This window comes from Aggregatilinea sp., from assembly GCF_036822615.1.
Lineage (GTDB): Bacteria > Chloroflexota > Anaerolineae > Aggregatilineales > Aggregatilineaceae > Aggregatilinea.
In genome coordinates, this window is the sequence record NZ_DAISHJ010000013.1 from 60302 (window position 1) to 84830 (window position 24529).

The following is a 24529-nucleotide window of genomic DNA, read 5'->3' on the forward strand; positions in this document are numbered from 1 at the left end:
TGTGGTCCGGCCCGTTTTGGGTGTGCTGCCGCTGTGCACAGCTTTCGACACGTTGTGCACGCCCGGCTGCGACTGTGCACAGGCGGCGCGCACGGCGGATCTGATGATGGTAAATTGACGGGGAACGGGCGGCGTCGGTGGGCAGTCCTGGCCGCCAGATGTGGTTATTACGGCGCGTGGATGCTCCGCATGTGGCGGCGCAGTGGACATGGGCGCGCGAATGTTAAAACGAACGGCGGCGCGCAGCCTGTCGATAAGTGGTGGGTGGTTATCAACAAGGCGTGGAATCGCGGTGTTTGCGGGCATTGGGGCGCTGATCGTTGATCCGGTGGGGGCTGTGGATGAAGGGTCCGGTGCGGCAGGCGGTGAACGGGCGGCGTGTGTGGGGGGCGGGTGGAATAGTGCAGTTTTGCGAGACAGTCCCCCTGACCCAATGCAAGCGGAGGGAACGGGAACCGCGCAAAAGCCGGGCGGAGCAAGCCCCGCCCCTACGGATAGAGGGCGCTCGTCTCCCCTTTCCAATCTGGGGTGGTTGCGGGAGGGCGGGCAGTGCCCGATCGGGATTTGGAAGGGACGCAGCCTGTCCATTGGGAAAAGCCCGGCGGAGCAAGCCCCGCCCCTACGGTCATGGGATCTGGGGGGTGGTTCGGGAAAGGGTAGATGTGCAGCACAAAACTGCCGCTGCAGCGGCGCGGTGACTGGACGGGGAATCGGTTGGGAGGTGTGGGGTTGGGGCTACTGGTACAACTGGCGGCGGATGGCGCTCAGTTCGTGGCGCAGCGTATCGTCGAGCGCGATCTCGCTGGCGATCTTCTTGTAGCCGTGCAGGATGGTGCTGTGGTTGCGGCCCAGCGCCTCCCCGATCTGGGGCAGCGAGGCTTCGGTTTCTTCGCGGGCCAGATACATCGCCACCTGCCGCGCGCGGACCACTTCCTTGGAGCGGCCCTTGCCCAGCAGATCGTCGAGGGAAAGCTGGTGGAAGGTCGCGGTGGCGGCCAGCACCTGCTTGATGTCCGTGCCTTTGCGCTGCTGCGAGGGGTGCGACGGCTGGCGTACGGCCTGCGCTTTGCCCAGAACGCGATAGGCCAGCTCGGCGTTGAGCGGTTCCTTCGTGAGCTGCGTGCGGGCCAATACCTGCGTGAGCAGTCCTTCAAGCTCGCGCACGTTGGGCGTTTCCGGCTCGGCCAGGATTTGTGCCACATCGTCCGGCAGCGGCATGCCCTGGGCCGACGCTTTCGACTTGAGGATCGCCAGCCGGGTCGATTCTTCCGGCGGCTGGACATCGGCCAGCAGACCGCCCTCGAAGCGACTGCGCAGGCGCTCGTCCAGGGTGCTTAGCGTATGAGGGTGCACGCCGCACGTCACGACGATCTGGCTGTTCTGGCTGATCAGCGTGTTGAAGACGTGGTAGAACTCTTCTTCGGTGCTGGTCTTGCCCGCGATGAACTGGATATCGTCCACCAGCAGCACGTCCGCGCCGCGATACCGATCACGGAATTCGGCCATCGTATGCGAGCGGATGGAGGCCACCATATCGTTGGTGAACATTTCCGCCGTGACCATCACCACGCGCTTGCCTGAAGCCTCGCACGCCTGCCCGATGGCGTTGAGCAGGTGTGTCTTGCCCAGTCCGCTGCCGCCGTAGAGCGTGAGCGGATTATAGGCATCGCCCGGCGCATCCGCGACGGCTTTGGCCGCGGCCTGTGCAAACAGATTGCTCGGCCCGGTGACGAACGACTCGAACGTGCAGCGGCGGTTGAAAGGCAGCCGCGCGTTAAGGGACCGCTCGGCGGCGGGTTGGGGCGTCGTGTGGCGCTCGCGCGGGTCGTACTCGGCGGTGCGGGCAGGCCGGTGCGCTGAAGGCACGGGATCGGGGCGCGGCGCGGTGTGGAGGGCTGCGCGCGGCGCGAGGGCACTGTCGAGGGTATCCACTTCCGCGCTGCTGTCGCTGGCCGCTGTTGCGGCGACGGCGACCGCGGCTTTGGCCTGCGGCACGGCGGCGGCGCGATCTTCGTCGGGCAGGGATTCAAACAACGTCCCGGCTTTACGCTCGACGGTGGGCTTCGCCGCGGTGTAGACCACAAAGTTGACGCGGACCGGCTCCCCGATCAGATTGCTGAGAGTCTGGGAAATAAGGTGGTAAAGATGCTGCTCCAGCCAGTCCTTCGCGTAGGCGTGGCGCACGCGGATGGTCATCGTGCCGTCCTCGTAGGCCAGCAGCTCCGCGCCCTTGAGCCACGTATCAAACGTGGCCCGGTTGAGCTGAAGCTCTAGTTGGCCGAGTGTGGCATGCCAGGCGTCGCGTGGGCTAAGCATTTTACCGGACTGTCCTTAGATCCGCAGTTGAGACAAGGCGCGAGCTACCGTCCGGGGCAATAAGGCCCCGGCGGAACAAAATCAATCTGATCCTGGGTCGAGCTGATATCCAATTGCTGTTGGTAAAACGAGGTCAAGGGTTTCAACCATGGAGAGCCGAGCTGCTCCCGCTTCCCGTGGTCATTGAGGTCTTCTGTCCCCCTGACTGAAGTAAAATCATTTTAACAGACTCGGGGGGCAAAACTCAATGTGATTCAGGCTTCGAACCTTAAAAGGTTGAATTCTTTAAGGTTCAAAAAAAACGGGACATCGCATGTGAATCTCAATGGCTCGAAAGATGAGTCTCAAAAACTGAGTCTTAGCCGCTGTAATGGCCAGATACAGGTTGACTCATCTCATAATGCCACCAAATCTACGGATTTGGGCCGGAATCAGCGTTTGGAGCAGAATCTGAATCTTAAAATTTTTTGACCAATCCGAAATTTTAAGGTTGGCATTTAACATCCCCAAATGTGAATCACGCTGCGGTTGTTTGGGATTCTATGTGCGATTCACCCGTTTATCCCGCCTTCAAATGGGGCGAGTCAAAGAATGACGCCGGATCCGGTTGGGTCCGGCGTCATAAACCAGCATGGTGCGGTGGACTGGGCGCTTACAGTCCCTGGCGATCTTCGCCGGGCAGCCCGAACAGATAGGTGCGCTGTTTGGGGTCCATCGACGCGGCCAGCGTGGTTTCGGTGCGCTGCGTCCACGTCAGGAAGATGTCGCGCGAGAAACTGTAGAGCAGTTCCCCGGCCAGGGTGGTGAAGTCGGTGCTTTCGATATCCGCCTGCTGCTTGGGCCACCCGTATCCCCACGCGAACCACGAGCCATCTGCGAAAACGATGAAGTCGTAGAACGCGCGGGTGGTGGGCTCCTCCGTCAGAAAGACGCCGATACGCGCGCACAGATCCTTGAACTGCGCGCCGGGAATACGGGCCTGGTCAAGCGCGTTGGGCCGCGCATAGCCCGGCAGGGGTACGAAGATCACGCTCCAGTCTCCAATATAGATCTGAAGACCTTCCCGGCCTCCGCCCGCAGGATGGGCGAACCGGCGCGATTTCCCCATGCCTGGGATATCTCGCTGGCGGGCATCTTCGAGCACCGTTTCGATGGCACTGAACAACCGGTCGGTAAATTCAATGAGCTTTTCTTGCAGGCGGGCCTGAATCTGCATGCGTTCGGTGAGGATCTGGCCCATGCCCGTCAAAAATTCATCGTAACTCCTGGTATCCACTGACCTGCTCCCCTGACCCATGTTTTTGGCGTGTGATACCCTCGATTTTGTGCCCAACCGCGCCGTGACGCAAGCGCGCGAGAATATGCCATGCACTTACAGCCCGCATTCCCTGGCCGCTTCCTCCGCGTAACTCTGGAAAAGAGCCGGGCGGGTTACAAACCCGCCCCTACAGATTGCGGTCGGTGGGCAAGTGCGAAACGTATTCTCGCGCGCAAAAAGCGTATGAACGCTTCTAGCCGTGGCGCTCCATGAACCGGTGAATGCGCTCCAGTGCTTCTTCGATCTTGTCGTAAGACGTGGCGTAACACGCGCGCACGAAGCCCGCGCCGCTGGCCCCGAACGCCGAGCCGGGCACGACCGCGACCTTCTCTTCCATCAGCAGCGTTTCAGCGAATTCGTTCTCGTCCATGCCCGCCGCCGCGATGTTGGGGAAGGCGTAAAACGCGCCGCGCGGCTCGAAGCAGGTCAGGCCCAGCGAGTTGAAGCCGGAGACGATGAGCTTGCGCCGACGGTCGTATTCGACGCGCATTTCCTCGACGGCGTCTTCGGCGTTGGGCAGCATTTCCGCCACAGCGATCTGCGCGGTCGTCGGCGCGGACATGATCGTGTACTGGTGGATTTTGCGCATGGGGTCGATCAGCCAGGCCGGACCCACGGCATAGCCCAGCCGCCAGCCGGTCATGGCGTGGCTCTTGCTGAACCCGCCCAGCACGATGGTACGCTCGCGCATGTGGTCCAGCGTGGCGAAGTGCGTGTGCTCGAAGCCGCTGTAGATCAGCCGGTCGTAAATTTCGTCGGAGATCACGATCAGGTCGTGTTTTTCTGCGACGGCGGCGATCTCGGCCAGCGCCTCGCGGGACATAATCGCGCCGGTGGGATTATTGGGATAGCCGATCAGGATCGCCTTGGTGCGGGGCGTGATGGCCGCTTCGATTTCCGCCGCGGTGACCTGGAAGTCCCGCGCGGGGGACGTGTCGATGATCACCGGGACGCCGGTCGCAAACATGACCTCGGCGGTGTAGGCGGTAAAACACGGCTGGGGCACGATCACCTCGTCGCCGGGGTTGAGCAGGGCCGTCATAATCAGGTAGAGCGCTTCGCTCACGCCGACCGTGACCAGGATCTCGTTCGCCGGGTTGTACTCGATGCCGTACAGCCGCTTCAGGTAGTCCGAGATCGCCTGCCGCAGCTCGACCGTGCCGCTGTTGCTGGTGTAGTGCGTATCCCCGGCCTGCAAGGACGCGATCCCGGCCCGGACGATGGGCGCAGGCGTGACGAAATCCGGCTCGCCAATGCCCAGCGAAATCACGTCGTCCATGGTCGCGCTGATGTCGAAGAACCGCCGGATGCCCGACGGCGGGACGGAAAGAACACGATCCGCTATAAACTGTCGCATAACTGAACTCCTGGCTTACGCGCCGCTCTTGGCGTTCAGTATAACAGGCTTTCCCGGCACGCTGTAGAACCAACGGAACCATCATGCGGGCCGGGGTCAGGTCTTCCGCGCTGCGCGTCTATATATAAGGTCGTGGGAGTCCGGAGCAGCGGCGGGCGAAACAAGCCCCGCCCCTACGGATCGTGGGGGCAGGTTGCCATTCCTCTGGAGGGGCGGGTTTCATGCTCTTTAACTTTTAAATCCGGAAAACCAGGGCGGGTTAGAAACCCGCCCCTACAAAATCCCATTGGGCGCTGCCTGTCTCCCCTCTCCAACCCAGATTGGAGAGGGGCCGGGGGTGAGGTCGCGGTGATGACCGGATTATTTGATTGAACTGCATCAAACTCGCCCGGTAGGGGCGTATTGCAATACGCCCCTACACAACTCATCCGCCGGATCGTGTTTTGCCCTTCAATTCCCGCCTGGCGCACTGCTAGATCAGGCTGTCGGGATCGGCGCCCTCGCCATAGGCCACCCCTTCGATGAACCCCCGCGCCCGCTCCGTGTGGGGATAGCGGGCGAGATAGGCCCAAAAGTCGCTGCCGTGGTGCGGGTATTTGCGGTGGACCAGCTCGTGCGCGATCACGTAGTCGATCACGTAGTCCGGCCATGTGCGGATGCGCTCGCTGATGCGGATGTCGCCATCCGTCGCGCCGCCGGACGTGCAGCTTCCTAGCCGGTGCGTCATGTTGCTCACCCAGCGGATGGTGTGCCAGCACAATTCGCCGTCGAAGTAACGCTTGTTGATCGCCTGCGCGCGCGTGTCGAGATCATCGTCGTGCTGGCGGCGCGCCCGCGCCCGCTGTTTGAGCACCTGGGCGATGATGTCATCCAGCAGGCGATCGATCTGGTCGCGGCGGACCGAGGCCGGGACGCGCACCACGATCGTGTCGCCGCGCAGCGTCCAGCGCGCGGATGTGCGCAGCCGCCTGTCGCGCGTGAGGGTGACCGTAAGCTGGTAGGGTCCGTCCGGCACGCGGCGCACCACTTCGGTAAGGGGGTGATCTCCGTCTGGTTTCCTCGGCATAGTTCCCCTGTCATTGGCGTATTATGCGCTTCTACGGCAGCAGAATTATATGCGCCAACTCTTTTGGAAGCACATGCAGGATGAATGGCTCCGATAGGAGATGCCAATTTGCACCTTTGCCGACCCCCTATTCCAGAATAGAATAGGGGGTATGAACCAACCAACGCCTGAACCCGTCTTGCTTGGCCTGCTCGCCGTCCAGCCCTGTCACGGCTACCAACTGCTGGAAGTGTTTCACGATCCCGACGAATTGGGCCGCGTCTGGAACATGAGCACCAGCCAGCTTTACGCCGTGCTGAAACGCCTGGAGCAACAGGAGTTCATCACGGGGGTTCCGGTCCAGGTCCCGGACGCGCCGACCCGCACGGAGTATCACCTCACCGAAGCGGGGCGGGACGCGCTCGACCTGTGGCTGCACGACAGCCGTCCCTCGGCCAGCGTGCGGCGGGTGCGGATCGAGTTCCTCAGCCGTCTCTACATTGCCCGGCTGCTGAATATCCCGACGATCCCCATCGTACGCGCGCAAAAAGCCGCCTGCGAACACCAGCTTAAGATGCTCCAGGTGCAGGAAGAACAGGCCCTGCCGGGCGTGGGTTACCTGGCATTGGAGTTCATGATCGCCCAGCTTCATGCCGTCTTGCAGTGGATCGACCGCTGCGAAGTAGTGCCTTTGGTTCGCCCCGAAGAGGAGTAAAAGATGTTCAAGCGATGGATTCTGCCTGTTTTGCTCATTGCCGCCCTGCTGGTGACGCCCAGCATGGGCACTCACGTTCGCGCTCAGGACAGCCAGACGCTGACGGTCTTCGCCGCGTCGTCGCTGACCAACGCGTTTGAGGAAATTGCCACTGCCTTCGAAGCCGATCACGAGGGCGTCGATGTGGTCTTCAACTTTGCCGGATCGTCGGATCTGGCCGTGCAGCTTTCCGAAGGTGCACCCGCGGACGTGTTCGCCAGCGCGAACAACAAGCAGATGACCGTCGCCAAAGACGCAGGCCGCATCACGGCTCCCGTTCGCACCTTCGCCAAGAACCGGCTGGTGCTGATCGTGCCCGTCGATAACCCTGCCAACATCCAGTCCCTGCGCGATCTGGCGAATCCCGGCGTGCTGCTGGTGCTGGCCGCGCCGGACGTGCCCGTACGCGACTACACCGATACGATGCTGGAAAAGATGGTCGCCGATCCCGCCTATGGCGAGGAATACCGCAGCGCGGTGATGGCGAATCTCGTGTCTGAGGAAGACAACGTGCGCCAGGTGTCGGCGAAGGTCGCGCTGGGCGAAGCCGACGCGGGCACGGTCTATCTGACCGACGTCACGCCGGACATCAAGGATCAGGTCATCATCCTGCCGATCCCGGACGCGTACAATACCGTCGCCACCTACCCGATCGCCGTGACCGATAATCCCGCCGAGCCTGAACTGGCGCAGGCGTTCGTGGACTACGTGCTGGCAGCCGAGGGCGGCCAATCGATCCTGACCGGCTGGGGTTTCATTTCGAGCATCATCCCCGAACAGCCCGCGACGATCGCGCTGGCGACCGACGGCGCACTGCACGTCGAGGGTCAGGTGGTGAACCCGCTGACGCTGACCGCCGAGGATCTGCGCGCGGCCTACGGCGCGACGACCGCCGACGTGACGACCACGGACGCGGACGGCGCGGAAGTCAGCACGACGTACACGGGCGTGCTGCTGACCAGCCTGTTCAGCGACGCGCAGGTGAACTTCAACGCGGACGTGAAGAACGACAAGCTGAGCATGTACATCGTCGCTACCAGCGCGAGCGGCTATCAGGTCGTCGTGAGCTGGGGCGAGATCGATCCGGACTACGGCGCGCAGCCGGTCATGGTTGCTTACGACGCGGACGGCGCGGAAACCAGCCTGACGTTGGTCGTGCCGGGTGATGCGAGCGGCAGCCGGACCGTGACCGATCTGGTCAGCCTGAGCCTGCGCGACGCGCCGCCCGTCGGGTAGCGTTTCCCACCCCCATGCTCTGGGGGCGATCCCCCCTTCGCTCCCAGAGCATGCCTTTTATGATTCGGGCCTTGTTGGCCGATCCTTTTCCGGCTATTGTAAGAGGTTGTGCGTTTGGCTCGTTCCATGCCCGGGTAAAACCACCCCACGGCGGCATACAACGCAAGCGCAGTAAGGTTGATCCGGTGGCAGAAAAGGTTTATAAAGCCCCAGGCAGGCTTTCCCTCGTATCGTTCTGGCGCGATTTCGGCGCGGTCGTGTCCTGGACAGGGCGTGGGCTGACTCTGCTCATGAGCGCCTGCGCCGTGCTGCTGATCGCGCTGCCCATCGGGTCGTTGATCTGGCGCAGCATCGACGAGCGCGCCTGGGAGCTCGTCCCCGAAGGTTCCATCGTACAGGCCATTCAGCTCAGCCTCACGACCACGGCAGTCAGTATGCTGCTGACGCTGCTGCTGGGCACGCCGCTTGCCTACGCGATGGCGCGGCGCAAATTTTGGGGCAAGCGGCTGGTGGGCGTGCTGGTGCAGCTCCCGATCGTGCTGCCGCCGTCGGTGGCCGGGCTGGCGCTGCTGATCACGTTCGGACGGCGCGGCGTGATGGGGCCGGTGTTGCAAGACCTCGGCATTCAGCTCGTATTCACCAGCGCGGCGGTGGTCATCGCGCAGACGTTCGTCGCCATGCCGTTTTACATTCGCTCGGCGGAGGTCGGCTTCCGGCTGGTGGATATGGAAGTCGAGCAGGCGGCGATGGTGGACGGGGCGAGCAGTTGGACACGCTTCCTGTACGTCACGATCCCGCTGGCAAGCCGCTCGCTGATCACGGGCGCGCTGTTGAGTTGGGCGCGCGCGCTCGGCGAGTTCGGCGCGACGATCCTGTTTGCGGGCAATTTGCAGGGCCGCACGCAGACGATGCCGCTGCTCATTTACAACATCTTCGAGCGCAACATCGGCGCGGCGATCTGGACGGCGCTGATTCTGATCGCACTGGCGGCGCTGATCCTGACGGCGACGCTGTTCCTGGCGCGCGAGGACGAGCAGCGGGTGGCGTAGCGGGGCATGAATTAACCTCACCCCTGACCCTTCTCCAATCAAGTTGGAGAGGGGAGACAAGCCCGTCTCAACAGGTTTTGCAGGGGCGGATTTTGACGGAACAAAACAGCGCCGCTCTGGGTTCAGGGCGGCGCTGTGTGCTGTACTGCGACGAATCTCCGCTTAGACGGCGGTGATCACTTCGTAGAGGTTGCGCGTATCGCGCGACGGCTGGATGCCGAAGGCCTGCTGAAGCGTCCGGGTCAGCTGTTGGTACTGCGAGGCGGCCTCGTCGCGGCGGCCCTGTTGGTAGTAGATGAGCATCACGTCGCGGTGCACATCTTCCCAGTCGGGCTTTTCACGCAGCGCGCGCAGCAGGTAGCCCAGCGCCTGATCCAGCTCACCCAGACCGCGATGGTAGCGGCCCAGGCCGATTAATGCCTGCGCGTACTTGTGCTTCAGTTCGGCGCGGCGCGCTTCGGCCCACGACGTCTCAACGCCCGGCAGGTAGTCCGCGCGGTAGAGCTGCACGGCCTGATACCAGTTGGCGGAGGCGCTGCCCTCGTTGATGATCGCGTCTTGCACGGATTCCTCGAAGGTGCGCACGTCGTAGTGCACCGACAGGCGCGGCGAGTGGACGTAAAAACCGCCGGAGTAGTTGGTCAGCTCGTAGCCCAGGCGCTCGCTGATCTTACGCTTGGTCACGTGGAAGACGTTGGTCGCTTCTTTGACCGACATGTTCGGCCAGAAAATGCTGAAGATCTCGTCGCGGGTCACCATGGGATGATCGACGAAGTAGTAGAAGAGATGGCGGGGGAGTGAACCATCCCAACTGGTGACGGGCTGGCCGTCGATATAGACGTGGCCGCCGGACAGTGCAAAGACCTCAAGCTGGCCGCGACCGCCTTCTTCACCGTAGATGCCGCCGCCCAATGCTTCTTCGTTGCCCACGACAGCGGCCTGACCCTCGTTGATCAGGTCGTTCCAAGGCTGAAGATCCATAAGGCGCGCGCTGATGACAATCTGGACATTACCCGGCATGACGTCGGGCAGCGAACGGATGAACGGATCCATTGGGCCGGTCGAACCGAGCCGGTCGAATGCGTCCAATAGCAGTACGTAGCGTTCGGAGCGCAGACTACCCAGGTCGGCAGCGAATGCGACAGCCAATTCGTCCGGGTGCGCGCGCGAACTGATCGCGTTGAGCGTCTGGCTGTCGAACCCTTGGGGGAAGATATCACCGATGATATGCTTTAACCAGGTCTGGAGGGTGGTATCATCTTCGGAGAGGGTGTAGTAGACGATGTCCTGATTGTACTGCTGGAGCAGCAGCGCCACGAGGGCGTTGCGGCCACGGTGCCGAGGATAGAGAATGACGAGTGGTTTGTCGCGCAGTTTCGATTCGAAATCGCGCAGGGTCGTCTCTGCGACCTGTTCTACTATGGGTGTTGACATGCTGGCATCCTTTTATTTGCTACTCTACCGTGCTGTGATGAAGACACACAGACACATAAGCTTCTCAACGCGGACAGACTCTCTCGTCCCCGCCGCCGGATGCTCCAGCCCCATCTATTCCGCTTACCCACACTAGGAGAGTTGTATCGAGTGATACTGCTTATGTTCAGTTTGCTTCTTCTTCATTTAGCGACGTATTATCGCTATTCAAGGATATAATGTCAAACTTTGAAGGTAATTCTAATACAAAAGTCGTCGTAATACGCTTGCTTCAGGGTAGGATTTGTTGATCAGAGGTTATTTTTCTTTTCTGGTATTCATCTTTTCCTAATATCTGATCTGAAACTCGCGCCAACCTGGAGGCTCGACTTGAGTGTAACGCTTCGCCCCTACACACCAACACACCGCCGGAAGCGATGGCAGCCGGTGACGATCCTGCTTGGGGTAGTCCTATCCGGGCTGGCGGCCTGCCTGCCCGTGGAGGAGCCGCCGGTCCCAACCGTCGCCCAGATTGATACACTACCGACGGCGCTGTTTCTCACCCAGAATGCCCCGCCCGCCGGGTTTGGCGAGGTGAACTTCGATCCGATCGACGCAAATTTGACCGATCTTGAAGGGTGGGCCTATCGCATCACGGGCAGCTTCAGCGGCACGTTTGTCGAGTCTGGCGATCCGGCCAGCGGCGACTTCGAGATCGACGTGTGGTCGAACGAGCTGGGAGAGGCGCGGCGGGTCACGCTCCAGGTGCGTGGCGCGGCGCTCTCACCGGACGCGGCGGGCCGCCGCCTGGAAGGCGTGCGCCTGAGCAACGACTATTACACGGTCGATACCAACGGGGTCTGTACGGCGGGCGGCGACAGCGCGTCGATCATCGCGGACCTGTCGGCGGGGCAGATCATCGGCGGGGTGCGCGGCGCCGTGCCGAACGGCTTCCACCACGAGATTGCGGGCATCGAGTCGTGGAACTATACCTTTGCGCCGGAAGACGCCCGGCTGCCTGCCGTGCACCAGGAAGAGGGCAGCAGCGTCAGCATGACGCCGGACCTGTGGATCGCGCCGGACTACAACGCGGTGATGACGTACGACCTGCGGCTGGTGGTCGAAAACGTGCGGATTTTGTGGGCGGAAAAACCCGTTTCGGGCACGCTGAAGATGCGCTACGAACTGGACGCGGGCGCGCTGCAGGATCTGCCGAATATCTCGATTCCGAACGGCTGCTAGGGGACTTGGCCTCAAGCAAGGGGAACGGTATAATTACGCTCAATACCCACTTAAAAATTCACCTGCGTCTTCCACAGGGAGATCCTTCCACGGGAGAAGTGTATGCGCGTCTCCGTTTTGCAAGAGAACTTAGCCAAGGGCCTGAGCATCGTAGGGCGTGCCGTGCAATCGCGCCCGACGCTTCCCATTCTCGCCAACGTTATGATCAAGACCGAGGAAGCGCGGCTCCAGCTTTCCGCGACCAACCTTGAGTTAGGGATCACCTGCTGGATTGGGGCGAAGGTCGATACATCAGGCGAGGTGACCATTCCCGCGCGCACGCTGCAAGAACTGGTCGGCACGCTGCCGCCGGAGCGCGTGGACATGGACCTCGATCCGCGTTCGCTGACCCTGCACCTGGACTGCGCGGGCAAGACGGCCAACATCAAGGGCATGGAAGCGGGCGAGTTCCCGCTGATGCCCGATTTCGACACGGATCGCGCGCTGTCGGTCCCGGCGCAGGCGTTCAAGGAGATGATCGATCAGGTCGTCTTCGCCGCCGCGAAGGAAGACAACCGCCCGATCCTGACCGGTATTCTGGCGCGCTTTGAGGGCGAAACGCTCACGCTGGCCGCCGCCGACGGCTACCGGCTGGCAGTGCGTACCATCGAGCTGGAACTGGGCATCGGCGGGCGCAGCGTCGAGCCGATGATCATCCCGGCGCGCACGCTGCAAGAACTGAGCCGCATCATCACTGACGAGGACGAGGAAGTGCTGATCGCCTTCCCCGACGCGCGCGGGCAGGTGATGTTCAGCCTGGGCAGCGTCGTGCTGATCTCGCAGCTCATCGAAGGCAAGTTTCCCGACTACGAAGCGATCATCCCGCGCCGCTACGAAACCGCGACTCTCGCTTATACCAAAGAACTGCTGGCCGCGTGCCGCAGCTCTGAGGTATTCGCCAAAGATTCGGCCAATACGGCGCGCATCGTGGTCGAGCCGAGCGACTCGAACACACTGCCGGGCCGCGTGATCGTGGCCGGGCGGTCGCAGGAAAAAGGCGACGCCGAGGCCCCGGTCGATGCGTCGGTCGAGGGGCACGGCGTGGAAATCGCGTTCAACATCCGCTACCTGATCGACGTGCTGAGCGTGATCCGTGAGGAACAGGTCGTGCTGGAAACCAGCGGCCCGACCGCGCCGGGCGTGGTGCGTCCCGCCGGGCGCGATGACTTCATCCACGTGATCATGCCCATGTCCACGGGGCGCTAAACGCGCTCCGCGTGCACGGTGAGTTTGGTAAACGTCCGGCTTGAAACAGGCCGGACGTTTTTGATCGTGAGGGCAGGATGGACACGGACCGGTACCAAAAACTCTACGACCGTCTCGCGCCGTTTTATGCCCCGGCGATGCGGCTCTTTCCCATGTGGCGGCGGTATACCGAAGCGGTTCTGCCCTGGCTGCCCGCGTCGGGGATCGTGCTGGAGGTGGGGCCCGGTCCCGGCGTGCTGCTGACCGAGATCGCGGCGCGCGTGCCGCTGGCGGTGGGCCTGGACCTGTCGCCCGCCATGCTTCGCCGCGCTGCGGGGCGTCTCCGCCGTGCCAACCGGAGACCTTGCCTCGCGCGGGGCAACGTGCTGCGGCTCCCGTTCGCGGCGGAGACGGTGGACGGCGTCGTCCTGACGTTTGTGTTCAGCGCCGTGCCGGATGGTCAGGCCGCCATGAAAGAGATGGCGCGGATTTTGCGGCCCGGCGGAGTGCTTGCGCTGGTGGACGCGTGCGAGCCAGCCGATCGCAACCGGGCGGCGCTGTTCCTGGCGCGCATGTGGACCCGGTTCGGCGACGTGATGCGCGACGAGGCTGCGTTGATGCAGGCGGCGGGCCTTGAGGTGGTGGAGTGCAGGGAGTTCGGGGCGTTCCACAGCATCCGGCTGACCGTGGGCCGCAAGCCGGACGCGCGATAAGCGGTACGCCCGCCCGCACCTGCCATCTTGACCGCGCGGGCGGGTCTTCAATATACTGAACACACTGCCCTGTTTTTGTGAGGGTGCACGCCCGGCCTGCGCCGGGTTTTTTACGCCCTGGATCGCTGTAGCTTCACCGGTCCCTATCCAAGAGCCGCGCCGCCATGACCCGTCTGCGCACCTTTTACGTTCTGGTCGCCACGCAAATCTTCTCGCTGATCGGCAGCCGCATGACCGGCATAGCGGTCGGCTTCAAAGTGTTCGACGACACCGGCAACACCGCTCCGCTGCTGATCGCGGCATTCTTCGCGGAACTGCCGGGCATGGTCGGTGGCACGTTCACCGGGCTGCTGGCGGATCGCTGGGACCGGCGCTACGTGATCATGCTGGGCGACGCGGGGCAGGCCGCGGGGACGCTGCTGCTGTTGGTCACGTTCGTTACGGGGACGTTCGAGCTGTGGCATCTCTACGTCGCCATGTTGGTGCAGGGCGTCTTCGGCACGATTCAAGGCCCGGCCAGCAGCGCCGCGATCACCATGCTGGTGCCCGATGCGCTGCGCGACCGCGCGAACGGCCTGAACGAGATGGGCTTTCCGTTGGCGGGCGTCGTCGCGCCTGTGTTCGCCGGGCTGCTGTACAGCGTGGTGGGCGTCAGCGGCGTGATCGCGTTCGACCTGTTGACGTTCGTGACGGCGGTCGCGGTGGTGGCGCGGCTGCACATCCCGCGACCGGATCGCTCGGCGGAAAGCGACGATCTCGGCGGGAGCTTCTGGCGCGAGATGCTCGGCGGCTGGCGCTATCTGCTCTCGCGGCGTGCGCTGCTGGTCGCGGTGATCTACATCGCATTCATCGACTTCGTGATCAACGGGCCGCTGGAACTGGCGCTGCCGTATACCGTCAGCGTGACGGGCAGCGAATCCACGGCGGGCATGCTGCTGGGCGCAATGAGCTTCGGCGCGCTGGCCGGGGCGGGCACGATCGCGCTGGTGGGCAGCGTACGACAGCGGATGCGGATCATTTTGGCGGGCTACGTGGCGCTCGGCGGGGTGTTCCTGCTGCTGGGCGTGGTGCGGCATCCGGTTTTGCTGGGCGCGGCGCTGTTCCTGGTGCTGTTCCCGCTGCCGCTCAACGGCGCGCTGTTTTCGTCCGTGCTGCAAGCCAAGACGCCGCCCGATTTGCAGGGGCGCGTGTTCGCCGTGACGGGGCAGATGTTCATGTTGATGACGCCGTTCTCGTTTCTGATCACGGGGGCGCTGGTGGACGACGTGCTGACCCCGGCGGTAAGCCGCCCGGCGTGGGATGCGGTCGCGCCGCTGGTGGGTCGCGGCGAGGGTGCGGGCATGGGCCTGCTGCTGATCGGGGCCGGGCTGCTGATCCTGGCGGCGACGGCGCTGGTGCTGGTCTATGCGCCCGTGCGGCGGCTGGAAACGGATCTGCCGGATTATGTGGGGGCGGCGGCTGCGGCGGGGAGCATCGAAGCGGTTGAGGTGCCCGCCGTGTGAGGTCGTGTCCCGCGGGCTGTGGCGGAATGGCGTTCGTAGGGGCGGAGTGTGTATCGGTCTTTGGGAGCAAAGACGGGCGGAGCTTGCTCCGCCCCTACGAGAAAACAATCGCTCAGTCAATCCGCATATGTGAGCTGCAAAAGCCTACTAAAAAATCCATCACGTCTAGTACGTTATCTTCGTCTTCTTCACTCCTGCTAGCTGCTACCTGACGGAAAGCGTAAAGTTCTTTGAGCAGGGCCTCTTTTTCGATGCCTTGTGCGCGCAGATCAATCAGCATCTGTCGCAGTGCAGATACGGGGTCCTGTTCGTTCAAAGCTTGCCAGAATAGCTCTTGAAAATTCATTGTGCCGGACTCCTCATAAGTGACTTCAATCCGATGAATATTATACTTATACAATGTTATGACTGTCCGCCGTTGACACTGACCGCCCAACCCCTTATAGTTAACGGTATGAACGCGCTGTTTGATACCTCCGGGCGCACCCTGATGCGCATGCCGCGCTTGCCGTGGCCGGATTCTCTCCGGCGATGGCCTGCTGCGCTGCGCTAGCGGCCCGGCCATCCACTGCCACGGCAAGCCAACCGTCGAAGGATCTTCGGCGGTTTTTTATTTGGTACGCCTGACGCGCCCTTGCTACAATGTTTCGAGGTCCACGGGACCCTAGCAGTAACGGAAGAGGACACCCATGCCAGAGTTCATCCACGTTTCGCTTGCCTGGCCCTATGCCAACGGCGATATGCACGCCGGTCACTTCGCCGGGTGCTATCTGCCCGCCGACATCTTCGCGCGCTACCAGCGTATGAAGGGCAACACGGTGCTGGCCGTCAGCGGTTCGGACGCGCACGGCACGCCTATTACCGTCGAGGCGGACAAGCTCGGCATCACGCCGCGCGAAGTCTTCGAGTATTACCATCACCGCTTCCTCGAAACGCAGAAGCGGATGGGCATCAGCTACGACCTGTTCACGCATACCGACACGGAAAATCACTACCGCGTCGCGCAGGATATCTTCCTGCTGCTGCTGGAACGCGGCCACCTGCACCGCGAAACGCAGCGGATGCTCTACAGCGAGACGGAAAAACGCTTTTTGCCGGATCGCTACGTCGAGGGCAAGTGTCCGGTGTGCGGCTTCGAACCGGCACGCGGCGACCAGTGCGACAACTGCGGATCGCTGCTGGACGCGCTCGACCTGATCAACCCGCGCAGCAAGATCGACGGCAGCATCCCGGTCGTGCGCGAAACGGAACATTATTTCCTGGCGCTGAACGATTTCATCGACGCGCTGGAAACGTACCTCGGCAGCGGCAAGGAGCACTGGCGCGATAACGTGCTCAAGGTGTCGCAGAACAAGGCGAAGGATCTGCGCCCGCGCCCCATCACGCGCGACATCGAGTGGGGCATCCCCATCCCGCTGGAAGGCTGGGAAACCAAGCGCATGTACGTCTGGTTCGAGGCGGTCATGGGGTATCTCACGGCTAGCATCGAGTGGGCCAAAAACACCGGCCAGCCCGACGCCTGGAAGCAGTGGTGGTATAACCCGGACGCCAAGCTGTACAACTTCATCGGCAAGGACAACATCGAGTTCCACACGATCATCTGGCCTGCCGAACTGACCGGCATCGACGGGCTGTACGCGGACGAGGGCGACGGCCACATCAACCTGCCCTACGATGTGCCCGCCAACGAGTTCATGAACATCGAGGGTAAACAGTTCTCCAAGAGCCGCAACTGGGCGGTGTGGATGCCCGACATTCTGGAGCGCTACGCGCCGGACCAGATCCGCTACTACATCGCCACGACGCTGCCCGAAACCCGCGACTCCGACTGGAGCTGGGAAGGCTTCGTGATGCGCAACAATACGGAGCTGTTGGCCGCGTGGGGCAATCTGGTCAACCGCGTGCTGAGCTTCGCGGCCAAGCACTTCGACGGCACCGTGCCGGAGCCGGGCGAACTGCGCGACTTCGACCGCGAGATCATCGCCAAGACCGAAGCCGGGTTCGAGACGGTCGGCGCGCTGCTGGACGCGGTCAAGCTGCGCGACGCGCTGGCCGAAGCGATGGCCCTGGCACGCGAGGTGAACGCGTATCTCGATTACGCACCGTGGTTCAAGGTGGTCAAGCAGGACAAGCAGTCTGCTGCGACGACGATCTACACTGCGCTGCGCTGCATCGACAACCTGAAGACGCTGCTCGCGCCGTTCGTGCCGTTCAGCTCGCAGCGCGTGCACGAGTTCCTGGGCTACGACGGCCAGTTGTTCGGGGAACAGAAGATCGTCACGTGCGAGGAATCCGAGCGGTCGCACGAGGCGCTGATCATCGACAACTCGCAGGCCATCGGGCGCTGGGAACGCGGCGATCTGCCCGTTGGGCAGGCGCTGCGCAAGCCGGAGCCGCTGTTCCGTAAGCTGGAACCGGAAGTGGTCGAGCAGGAGCGGGCGCGCCTGGGCCAGCCGCGCGAGGTCGCGGGCCTGACCGGGAAGGCGTAGGCCATGCGGGGCGAGATGCGGGTACGAAAGAACAGGGCAGGTTATAAACCTGCCCCTACAGCGCGCAGACTGCCGGTAACCCAAAGCGCCCCGAAAAGTGGACATCGTAGGGGCGGGTTTCAAACCCGCCCCGTTTTTGATCTTCTACCCCGCCAGGAGATCGCCCCGTGATCAAACGTACCGAAGCTGCCGCCCTGTCCCTGATCGTGATGGCCTACCTCGTGCTGGCGGCGCTGTATGCGCTGCGCACCCCCGACTGGCAGGCTCCCGACGAACCCGCCCACTATAACTACGTCGCGCAGCTGGCAGACGGCGATCTGCCGGTGCTGGAAATGGGCGACTGGCAGCAGGACTACCTCGATGAGCTGCGCGCGACGGGCTTCGATCCCGCGCTGCTGGACCGGCTCGACACGCTGCAATACGAGGATCACCAGCCGCCGCTGGCCTACGCGCTCGACGTGCCGGTATATCTGGCGACGGACGGCGACCTGACCGCGATGCGGCTGTTTTCGGTGCTGATCGGCGCGGGCGTGATCGTCACGGCGTGGGCGACGCTGCGCCTGCTGCTCCCACACTGGCCGGTGGTCGCGCTGACCGGAGCGGGCTTCATGGCGTTTCTGCCGCAGCATCTGGCGATTCTGGGCAGCGTCAGCAACGACCCGGCGGCGGAATTGATCGTTGCGCTGATGCTGCTGGCCTGCGTGATTTACCTGGGCAACACCACCGATCCCGAGGCCGTCGAGCCGCCGAAACACATCAGCCCGCTGGTGCTGGGACTGCTGGCGGGCGCGGCGCTGTTCACCAAGACCACGATCTATTACGTCGCGGGGATCGCGGTGCTGGCGGTGCTGCTGCGCTGGTGGCGCGAGCGCTGGTCGCTGGGACGCGCGTCGGCGCATCTGGCCGCCGTGATCATGCCCGCGCTGCTGATCGGCGGGATCTGGTGGGGGCGCAACCTGAGCGTGTACGGCGGCACGGATTTCTTCGGGTTGGATCGCCACGACGAGGTGACGGTCGGGCAGCCGCGCACGGACGAGTACATCGACACGATGTACGGCGGCAGCACGCGCGTTTACCTCGAAAATTACGCCGAAACGACCTTCCACAGTTTTTGGGGCCAGTTCGGGTGGATGGCGCTGGTCATGCCGGACTGGGTGTACAGGGTCTTCCTGATCTTCACCCTCGCCGTGCTGGTGGGCGCGCTGCTGTTCACGATCTACGCGCGCTGGCCGCGCAACCTGGACGGGCCGCAGCGCGACGCGCTGGTTCTGTTCGCGGCGGCGGTCGCGCTGGTGCTGGCCGCGTACCTGCTCTACAACCTGGACTTCGTGCAGTTCCAGGGCCGCTACCTGTATCCCGCGCTGATCCCGCTGGCGCTGCTGGTCGGGATCGGGCTGTACGGCTGGGTCGCACCGCTGGCGGCTCGGATCCCGGCGTTGACACTCATCCCGCTGCTGGCGATCGCCGCGTTGGGGCTGTTCGCACTGTACGCGCTCGAAACGTACATCGTGCCGAACCTGCCCACGTGGTGAGAGCCTATCACAAGGAGGCTGCCATGAGCGAGCTTGCCCACCTCCAGATCGTCGAGGCGCTGTGGGACGCGTTCGATCGCTTCGACTTTGACGCCGCCGGAGCGCTGCTGCACGACGACTTCGTGTGCGAGTGGCCGCAGTCTGGCGAGCGTATTCGCGGGCGCGAGAATTTCGTCGCCGTCAACAAGCACTATCCGGGGCAGTGGCGCTGCACCATCCAGCGGATTCTCGTCTGCGCGGATGAAGTGGTGACCGAGACGCAGGTTAGAGACGGCGACGAGCAGTACACCGCGATCTCGTTTTTTACGCTGGCCGGTGGCAAAATCGTGCACGTGCGCGAATATTGGCCCGATCCATACCCCGCGCCGGAGTGGCGCGCGCAGTGGGTCGAGCGGATGTGAGCGCGGGCCGCTTTGATTTGGTAAAAATCGACAATAGTAAGGATCGTTTTCACGCTCGATCGTGCCGCTTGTGCCGCGCAGTATACGGTTTTGTAACCGCAATGGCTCTCAGGTCCCGCTTTAGTACCGTTGACAGTCCGTTGTCGCTCAGTATAATCCCCACAAATTTTGGTGTAGTCGAGCGCCGAAGTGAGGGACGAGGGGGGTATCCTTTTGTCTGAAATTCTACAAATCGCCCGGAAACGCTGGGACATCGTAGGCCAGGCCTACGCAGACTTCCAGGGGCGGCTCATCGCAGTACTTTTTTACTTCACCATCTTCGTCCCGTTTGCGCTTGCGGTGCGCTTGGCTAGCGATCCGCTGCACCTGCGTAAAGCTGATACCCGCTGGCTGGATCGCACGCCGGTGGGGACCACTCTCGACGATGCGCGGAGGCAGTTCTAGCATGGATATCCTGGGCATCTCCTGTTTTTACCACGATGCGGCGGCGGCGCTGCTGCGCGACGGGGATCTCGTCGCGGCCTCGATGGAGGAGCGCTTCACCCGCAAGAAGCACGACAACGGATTCCCCTCGGAAGCGATCCAGTTCTGCCTGAAGCGCGCGGGCATTCAGGGCGCGGACCTCGACTACGTGGTGTTCTACGAGAAACCCATGGTCAAGGTGGGGCGCATCCTGCAAACCTCGCTGAGCACCTTCCCCCGCTCGTGGGACTTCTGGCGCGAGGCCGTGACGGCCTATGTCAGCGAAAAGATGTGGATCAAGAGCCTGATCCAGCACGAGCTGAACATTTCGCCCGACAAGATCCTGTTCTGCGATCACCACATGTCGCACGCGGCCAGCGCGTTTTTCACCTCTCCGTTCGAGGACGCCGCCGTGCTGACGATCGACGGGGTGGGCGAATGGACCACGACCACGATGGGTTACGCGACGGCCAACTGGAACGGCCAGGGCCAGAACGCGATCAACCTGTTCTGGGAACAGAAGTTCCCGCACTCCATCGGCCTGTTCTACTCGGCGTTTACGGCCTTCTTGGGCTTTACGGTCAACAGCGGCGAGTATAAGGTGATGGGCATGGCGCCTTACGGGGAGCCAAAGTACGTCGACAGGGTCAAGAAGCTGATCACGATCAATTCTGACGGCAGCTTCTACCTGAACATGGACTACTTCGCCTATCACTATTCGGCCAACAACAGCTTCAACAGCAAGTTCACCGACCTGTTCGGTAAGCCGCGCGTCCACGACGAGGACTTCTTCACGGCCAAGAGCGCGCCGCATCGCGCGGGCGAAAAAGAGGCGATGGAGCGCAACCAGTATTACGCCGACATCGCGGCCAGCGTCCAGGCGGTCACCGAAGAAGCGATGCTGGCGATGGCGAACGCCGCCTACGAAAAAACCGGCTCCAAGCGGCTGGTGATGGCGGGCGGTGTGGCGCTGAACAGCGTGGCGAACTTCAAGGTGCTGGCGCAGACGCCGTTCGAGGACGTGTATATTCAGCCCGCCGCGGGCGACGATGGCGGCGCGCTGGGTGCGGCGCTGTGGGCCTATCACCTCGTGCTGAACCAGCCGCGCAAGCTCGTCATGACGAATGCTTACTACGGCGAAGAATACAGCGAGGGCGAGATCAAAGCCTTCCTCGACGCCGAGGGCATCCCCTACGAGTGCTTCGACAACGACGACCAACTGCTCGACCGCGTGGTGAACGAGATCCTCGACCAGCGCGTGATCGGTCTGTACCAGGGCCGGTTCGAGTGGGGGCCGCGCGCGCTGGGCAACCGCAGCATTATCGCGGACCCGCGCAGCGCCGAAATGAAGGACATCGTTAACACGAAGATCAAGTTCCGCGAGCCGTTCCGCCCGTTCGCGCCGGTTGTGCTGGCCGACCGCGCGCCGGAATTCTTCGATTATCCCAAGGTGGAGACGGATCCGCTGGCCCGTTTTATGCTGGCCGTCAGCCCGATCTTCGATGATAAGCTCGACGTGGCGAAGGCAACCACCCACGAAGGTGGCACCGGTCGCCTGCAAACCATCGACTATGAGACGAACCCGCGCTATTATGAATTAGTGCGGCGCTTCGGGGAGGCGACGGGCGTGCCCATTTTGATGAACACATCCTTTAACCTTCGCGGCGAACCAATCGTCAGCACACCCGCCAATGCCTGGTGGACCTTCAGCAACAGCGGCATCGACTGGCTGATGATGGGTCCGTTCCTGGTCGGCAAAAAGTTGTAACAGCGGAGAATGAGCATGTCCCAACAACCCTCGATCAACACGACTCAGCGTCCCGGCAAGCTCAGCGGCCTCAAGACCCGCCTGGGCATTGTGGGTGAACTGTTTGCTTTTCTGTGGGCCGCGAAGATGTGGTGGCTCATCCCGATGATCATTGCGCTGCTTGTGTTTGCAGTGTTGATTGCGCTTGGGACGGCAGGTGGCGGTGGCCCCCTGATCTACACGCTGTTCTAGGAGAGAAACAAGTATGGGAAACTGGCTACTGGCTCTGCTGTTCGGCGTGATGGTTGGATTGGCGTTGGGCGTCAAGATCGCCCAGGACTCCAATAAAAAGCAGCCGGTACGGGGCGGCGCAGTCGCCCAGACGTTTCACTACCTGGCCTGTGCGGCGATGATGAGCGTGCTGCCGTTTATCATTCTCGGGATAGTGCTGGGCCTGAAGTTCCTGGTTCTGTTCGGGACCGGGCTCGGGCTGCTGGCCCTGACGGGGCTGTGTTTGCTGTTGGAAGCTAGCATTGAGCGCGGGGCGGCGGCTCCGCCCCCGGATCGCCCGGTTCTGACCGACTGAGCACCCCATGCCGTTTAAACATCAGAGCCGGGCGCAGCAGTGCCCGGCTCTTTGTATTTTCGTTTTTTCGGCCAGCGCGCTTTTACAGATCGTCCAGACGCCCGTTGTCCAGCGCCATCTGGAAGGCGCGCCCGACCAGCAGCAGCTCGGTGATCCACTCTTCCAACACGTCGTTCAAATCGAGATCGGCCAGCGCGGCGGCCAGCTCTTGCGGGATGTCGTCGAGCACTTCGGTCGTCAGGCACTGCATCGCCTGCCAGACGGCATCGCGCGAGGTGGGCGGATCGCCTGCCATAATTTCTTCATACCACGCAGCAACAATCGGGTGAACCTGATCGCAGGCCGAGCCATCGACCAGTTCCTCATTCGCCAGATCCTCAAACTCGTCCAACCAGTCCGGCTCTTGCGGCGTCTTTTGATCGCTCATTGGTAACGTGTCTCCTGACCTGTGTGTCCGCGGAATTGCGACCCCCTGCAGGATGTTCCCAGAGTGTAACAGGTCACCGCTTTGGGGGCAATCCGGTTGGATGCCGGAGACGGGCGGCTTAGCGCGCCAGCGGCCAACTTTCCGCCTGATCGACCACCTGCGTGATGGTCCAGACCGTGTGCGCGGCGCGTTCGAGCGTGGCCGGATCGATCTCGTGGATGGTGTCGCTGTTCTGGCCCCACTGCGGCACGAAGCCGCTCACGCGTTCGTAGCCGGAAAGCGCAATGGCGCGCAGATCGCGGTCGCGCAGGATGGCGACTTCATCGAGCGTGATCATCGGCTTGCCCATCAGCCCCAGATCGGGGCGGGCATCGGCGGCGTGCTCCATGACCGCGACGGCTTCAGGTGCGGGGTAATAGTGTGCGTAGGGGCTGATGCCGTGCTGCGTGATCCAGCACAGCTCGCCCGCGCCGACATTGCTGACCACGACCCATAACGCGTCGGCCCATTCCTTGCCGTAGGCGGTTGCCAGCATATCCGCGCCGGTGGCGACGGCGGTCGCGGATGAGGTGAAGGCCAGCACGACTTCGGTCGCGTCGGCGGGATGCACTTGCAGGGCGGCGGCGAGTCCGAGCAGGGCGGAAACGCCGGACGCGTTGCCATTTGCCCCGGCGACAGTCGGGCCGAGTTCGTCCGCGATCGCCAGCGCCGCTTCCCCGAACGAGAGCGCCGCGAGCAGGGTGCGCAGGGTGCGCCAGCGCTGTTGGCGGCCCGCGAGCGCCGTCAGCACGCCGCCGACCAGGGCCGCCACCGTGACGCCGCCCAACGTGCGCGGCATATGGCGGACGAGTCGCGGATCGGCGGTGACGCGGTGATGCGCCGAATCCAGATGTGCGACGAACACGATCCGCCGCCGGACCGGACCGCGCGGCGGGATGCGCACGATGACGTTTTGCGATGCTCCGCGCGCCAGCCAGTCTTGCCAGGGCGCGGGCCGCAGCAGGAAAGCGTCCCGGCTGAGCACGCTGATCCCCACGGACGCCAGCCCGCCGATGACCTGATTGCGCCGCCGCTTGCTAAGTCCCCACACGAGGCTCAAGCCGTTGCCGAGCGCCAGCGGCAGGATGCGGTAGCGGAATCCGCTGATGGTGCGCACCGGCTGGTTGATCAGATCCCATTCCTTGCCCATCGATCGGATCGCGTCCTGCACGGCCTGCGCGGCGTCGCGCTCGGCCTGACTGCCGGGGCGTCTCGGACCGATTTTCACGCTCAGCGCGCGGATGGTGTCCATCAACATGTCCGCGCTCAGTTCCTTCGGTAAATTGGGGTCCATCATACCTGTCTCACCGTTGGGATATGCGTCACTCAGACCAGCACCGTACACGTCAAGTATGCCGCAGTTAGCGCAAAATGGCACAGAGAACAGTTGTCAGTCGTTAGTTTTCAGTGGTTAGTGAAGGCAAAAGCGGCGAGAGGCTGTGCTCTGCGTCCTTGAGAGCAAGCTGTTGAATCCAGTTATCGCCGTAATGGCCCCCCATCCCCTGGCCCCTTCCCCCACGCAAGCGGAGCTGAGGGGGCGACACTAGATTCTGCTGAGGGAAGAGATAGCTAACGAAGCGCGCGCTGTCTCTTCCGAATCTCGCAGTCTCTCGCTCAAGACATGCCCTAGAAGCATGTGCGACGCGCTGCGAAAAAGTTACTGTCGCCCCCTCAGCC

At 62.8% G+C, this 24529-nt stretch carries 22 protein-coding genes; 14 read left to right on the forward strand and 8 right to left on the reverse strand.

Going from position 1 to position 24529, the window contains the following annotated elements; all coding sequences use genetic code 11:
• Positions 1-735: 735 nt before the first annotated feature.
• The 4 genes from dnaA to V7116_RS06740 form a co-directional block, all read right to left on the reverse strand.
• Complete coding sequence (gene dnaA / locus V7116_RS06725; RefSeq protein ID WP_324391125.1) at positions 736-2316, reverse strand: chromosomal replication initiator protein DnaA; 1581 nt, start codon at positions 2314-2316, stop codon at positions 736-738.
• Positions 2317-2968: 652 nt separating this feature from the next.
• Positions 2969-3592 (reverse strand): hypothetical protein, encoded by a 624-nt coding sequence (locus V7116_RS06730; RefSeq protein WP_324391126.1) that lies wholly within the window; start codon positions 3590-3592, stop codon positions 2969-2971.
• A 235-nt stretch (positions 3593-3827) separates the two neighbouring features.
• Positions 3828-4991, reverse strand: a complete 1164-nt coding sequence (locus tag V7116_RS06735; RefSeq protein WP_324391127.1) for a pyridoxal phosphate-dependent aminotransferase — start codon at positions 4989-4991, stop codon at positions 3828-3830.
• 472 nt (positions 4992-5463) lie between these two features.
• A complete protein-coding gene (locus tag V7116_RS06740) occupies positions 5464-6057 on the reverse strand; it encodes a M48 family metallopeptidase (RefSeq protein WP_324391128.1) in 594 nt (197 codons plus the stop codon).
• 151 nt (positions 6058-6208) lie between these two features.
• Between V7116_RS06740 and V7116_RS06745 the strand changes: the two genes are divergently transcribed.
• From V7116_RS06745 to V7116_RS06755, 3 genes are all read left to right on the forward strand, one after another.
• Positions 6209-6751 (forward strand): PadR family transcriptional regulator, encoded by a 543-nt coding sequence (locus V7116_RS06745; RefSeq protein ID WP_324391129.1) that lies wholly within the window; start codon positions 6209-6211, stop codon positions 6749-6751.
• Positions 6752-6754: 3 nt separating this feature from the next.
• Positions 6755-8026: a molybdate ABC transporter substrate-binding protein gene (modA, locus tag V7116_RS06750; protein WP_324391130.1), complete on the forward strand. Its 1272-nt coding sequence runs from the start codon at positions 6755-6757 to the stop codon at positions 8024-8026.
• 185 nt (positions 8027-8211) lie between these two features.
• Positions 8212-9075 (forward strand): ABC transporter permease, encoded by an 864-nt coding sequence (locus V7116_RS06755; protein ID WP_324391131.1) that lies wholly within the window; start codon positions 8212-8214, stop codon positions 9073-9075.
• Positions 9076-9237: 162 nt separating this feature from the next.
• Here V7116_RS06755 and V7116_RS06760 read toward each other — a convergent pair whose 3' ends face one another.
• Positions 9238-10509 carry a bacterial transcriptional activator domain-containing protein gene (locus V7116_RS06760; RefSeq protein WP_324391132.1) on the reverse strand — a complete coding sequence of 424 codons (1272 nt, stop codon included), beginning with the start codon at positions 10507-10509 and terminating at the stop codon, positions 9238-9240.
• A 369-nt stretch (positions 10510-10878) separates the two neighbouring features.
• Between V7116_RS06760 and V7116_RS06765 the strand changes: the two genes are divergently transcribed.
• The 4 genes from V7116_RS06765 (at position 10879) to V7116_RS06780 (ending at position 15169) form a co-directional block, all read left to right on the forward strand.
• A complete protein-coding gene (locus V7116_RS06765) occupies positions 10879-11730 on the forward strand; it encodes a hypothetical protein (protein ID WP_324391133.1) in 852 nt (283 codons plus the stop codon).
• Positions 11731-11832: 102 nt separating this feature from the next.
• Positions 11833-12975: a DNA polymerase III subunit beta gene (dnaN, locus tag V7116_RS06770; RefSeq protein WP_324391134.1), complete on the forward strand. Its 1143-nt coding sequence runs from the start codon at positions 11833-11835 to the stop codon at positions 12973-12975.
• 77 nt (positions 12976-13052) lie between these two features.
• On the forward strand, positions 13053-13667 hold the full coding sequence (locus V7116_RS06775) for a class I SAM-dependent methyltransferase (protein ID WP_324391135.1): 615 nt from the start codon (positions 13053-13055) through the stop codon (positions 13665-13667).
• 164 nt (positions 13668-13831) lie between these two features.
• Positions 13832-15169, forward strand: a complete 1338-nt coding sequence (locus tag V7116_RS06780) for an MFS transporter (RefSeq protein WP_324391136.1) — start codon at positions 13832-13834, stop codon at positions 15167-15169.
• A 112-nt stretch (positions 15170-15281) separates the two neighbouring features.
• Here V7116_RS06780 and V7116_RS06785 read toward each other — a convergent pair whose 3' ends face one another.
• Positions 15282-15515: a hypothetical protein gene (locus V7116_RS06785; RefSeq protein WP_324391137.1), complete on the reverse strand. Its 234-nt coding sequence runs from the start codon at positions 15513-15515 to the stop codon at positions 15282-15284.
• A 343-nt stretch (positions 15516-15858) separates the two neighbouring features.
• On the opposite strand from V7116_RS06785, the gene metG reads away from it, so the two are divergent.
• From metG to V7116_RS06820, 7 genes are all read left to right on the forward strand, one after another.
• On the forward strand, positions 15859-17658 hold the full coding sequence (gene metG, locus V7116_RS06790) for a methionine--tRNA ligase (protein WP_324391138.1): 1800 nt from the start codon (positions 15859-15861) through the stop codon (positions 17656-17658).
• A gap of 167 nt (positions 17659-17825) precedes the next feature.
• Complete coding sequence (locus V7116_RS06795) at positions 17826-19190, forward strand: ArnT family glycosyltransferase (RefSeq protein WP_324391139.1); 1365 nt, start codon at positions 17826-17828, stop codon at positions 19188-19190.
• Positions 19191-19213: 23 nt separating this feature from the next.
• Positions 19214-19591: a nuclear transport factor 2 family protein gene (locus V7116_RS06800; protein ID WP_324391140.1), complete on the forward strand. Its 378-nt coding sequence runs from the start codon at positions 19214-19216 to the stop codon at positions 19589-19591.
• Positions 19592-19804: 213 nt separating this feature from the next.
• A complete protein-coding gene (locus V7116_RS06805) occupies positions 19805-20035 on the forward strand; it encodes a hypothetical protein (RefSeq protein WP_324391141.1) in 231 nt (76 codons plus the stop codon).
• A gap of 1 nt (position 20036) precedes the next feature.
• On the forward strand, positions 20037-21821 hold the full coding sequence (locus V7116_RS06810; RefSeq protein WP_324391142.1) for a carbamoyltransferase family protein: 1785 nt from the start codon (positions 20037-20039) through the stop codon (positions 21819-21821).
• Positions 21822-21836: 15 nt separating this feature from the next.
• A complete protein-coding gene (locus V7116_RS06815) occupies positions 21837-22052 on the forward strand; it encodes a DUF5989 family protein (RefSeq protein ID WP_324391143.1) in 216 nt (71 codons plus the stop codon).
• 13 nt (positions 22053-22065) lie between these two features.
• Complete coding sequence (locus V7116_RS06820; protein WP_324391144.1) at positions 22066-22386, forward strand: hypothetical protein; 321 nt, start codon at positions 22066-22068, stop codon at positions 22384-22386.
• A gap of 82 nt (positions 22387-22468) precedes the next feature.
• On the opposite strand, the gene V7116_RS06825 is transcribed toward V7116_RS06820, so the two are convergent.
• Together V7116_RS06825 and V7116_RS06830 are read right to left on the reverse strand one after the other, a co-directional pair.
• Entirely contained in the window at positions 22469-22813 is a 345-nt protein-coding gene (locus V7116_RS06825) for a hypothetical protein (RefSeq protein WP_324391145.1), read from the reverse strand.
• A gap of 118 nt (positions 22814-22931) precedes the next feature.
• Complete coding sequence (locus V7116_RS06830) at positions 22932-24146, reverse strand: M28 family peptidase (RefSeq protein WP_324391146.1); 1215 nt, start codon at positions 24144-24146, stop codon at positions 22932-22934.
• Positions 24147-24529: the final 383 nt, after the last annotated feature.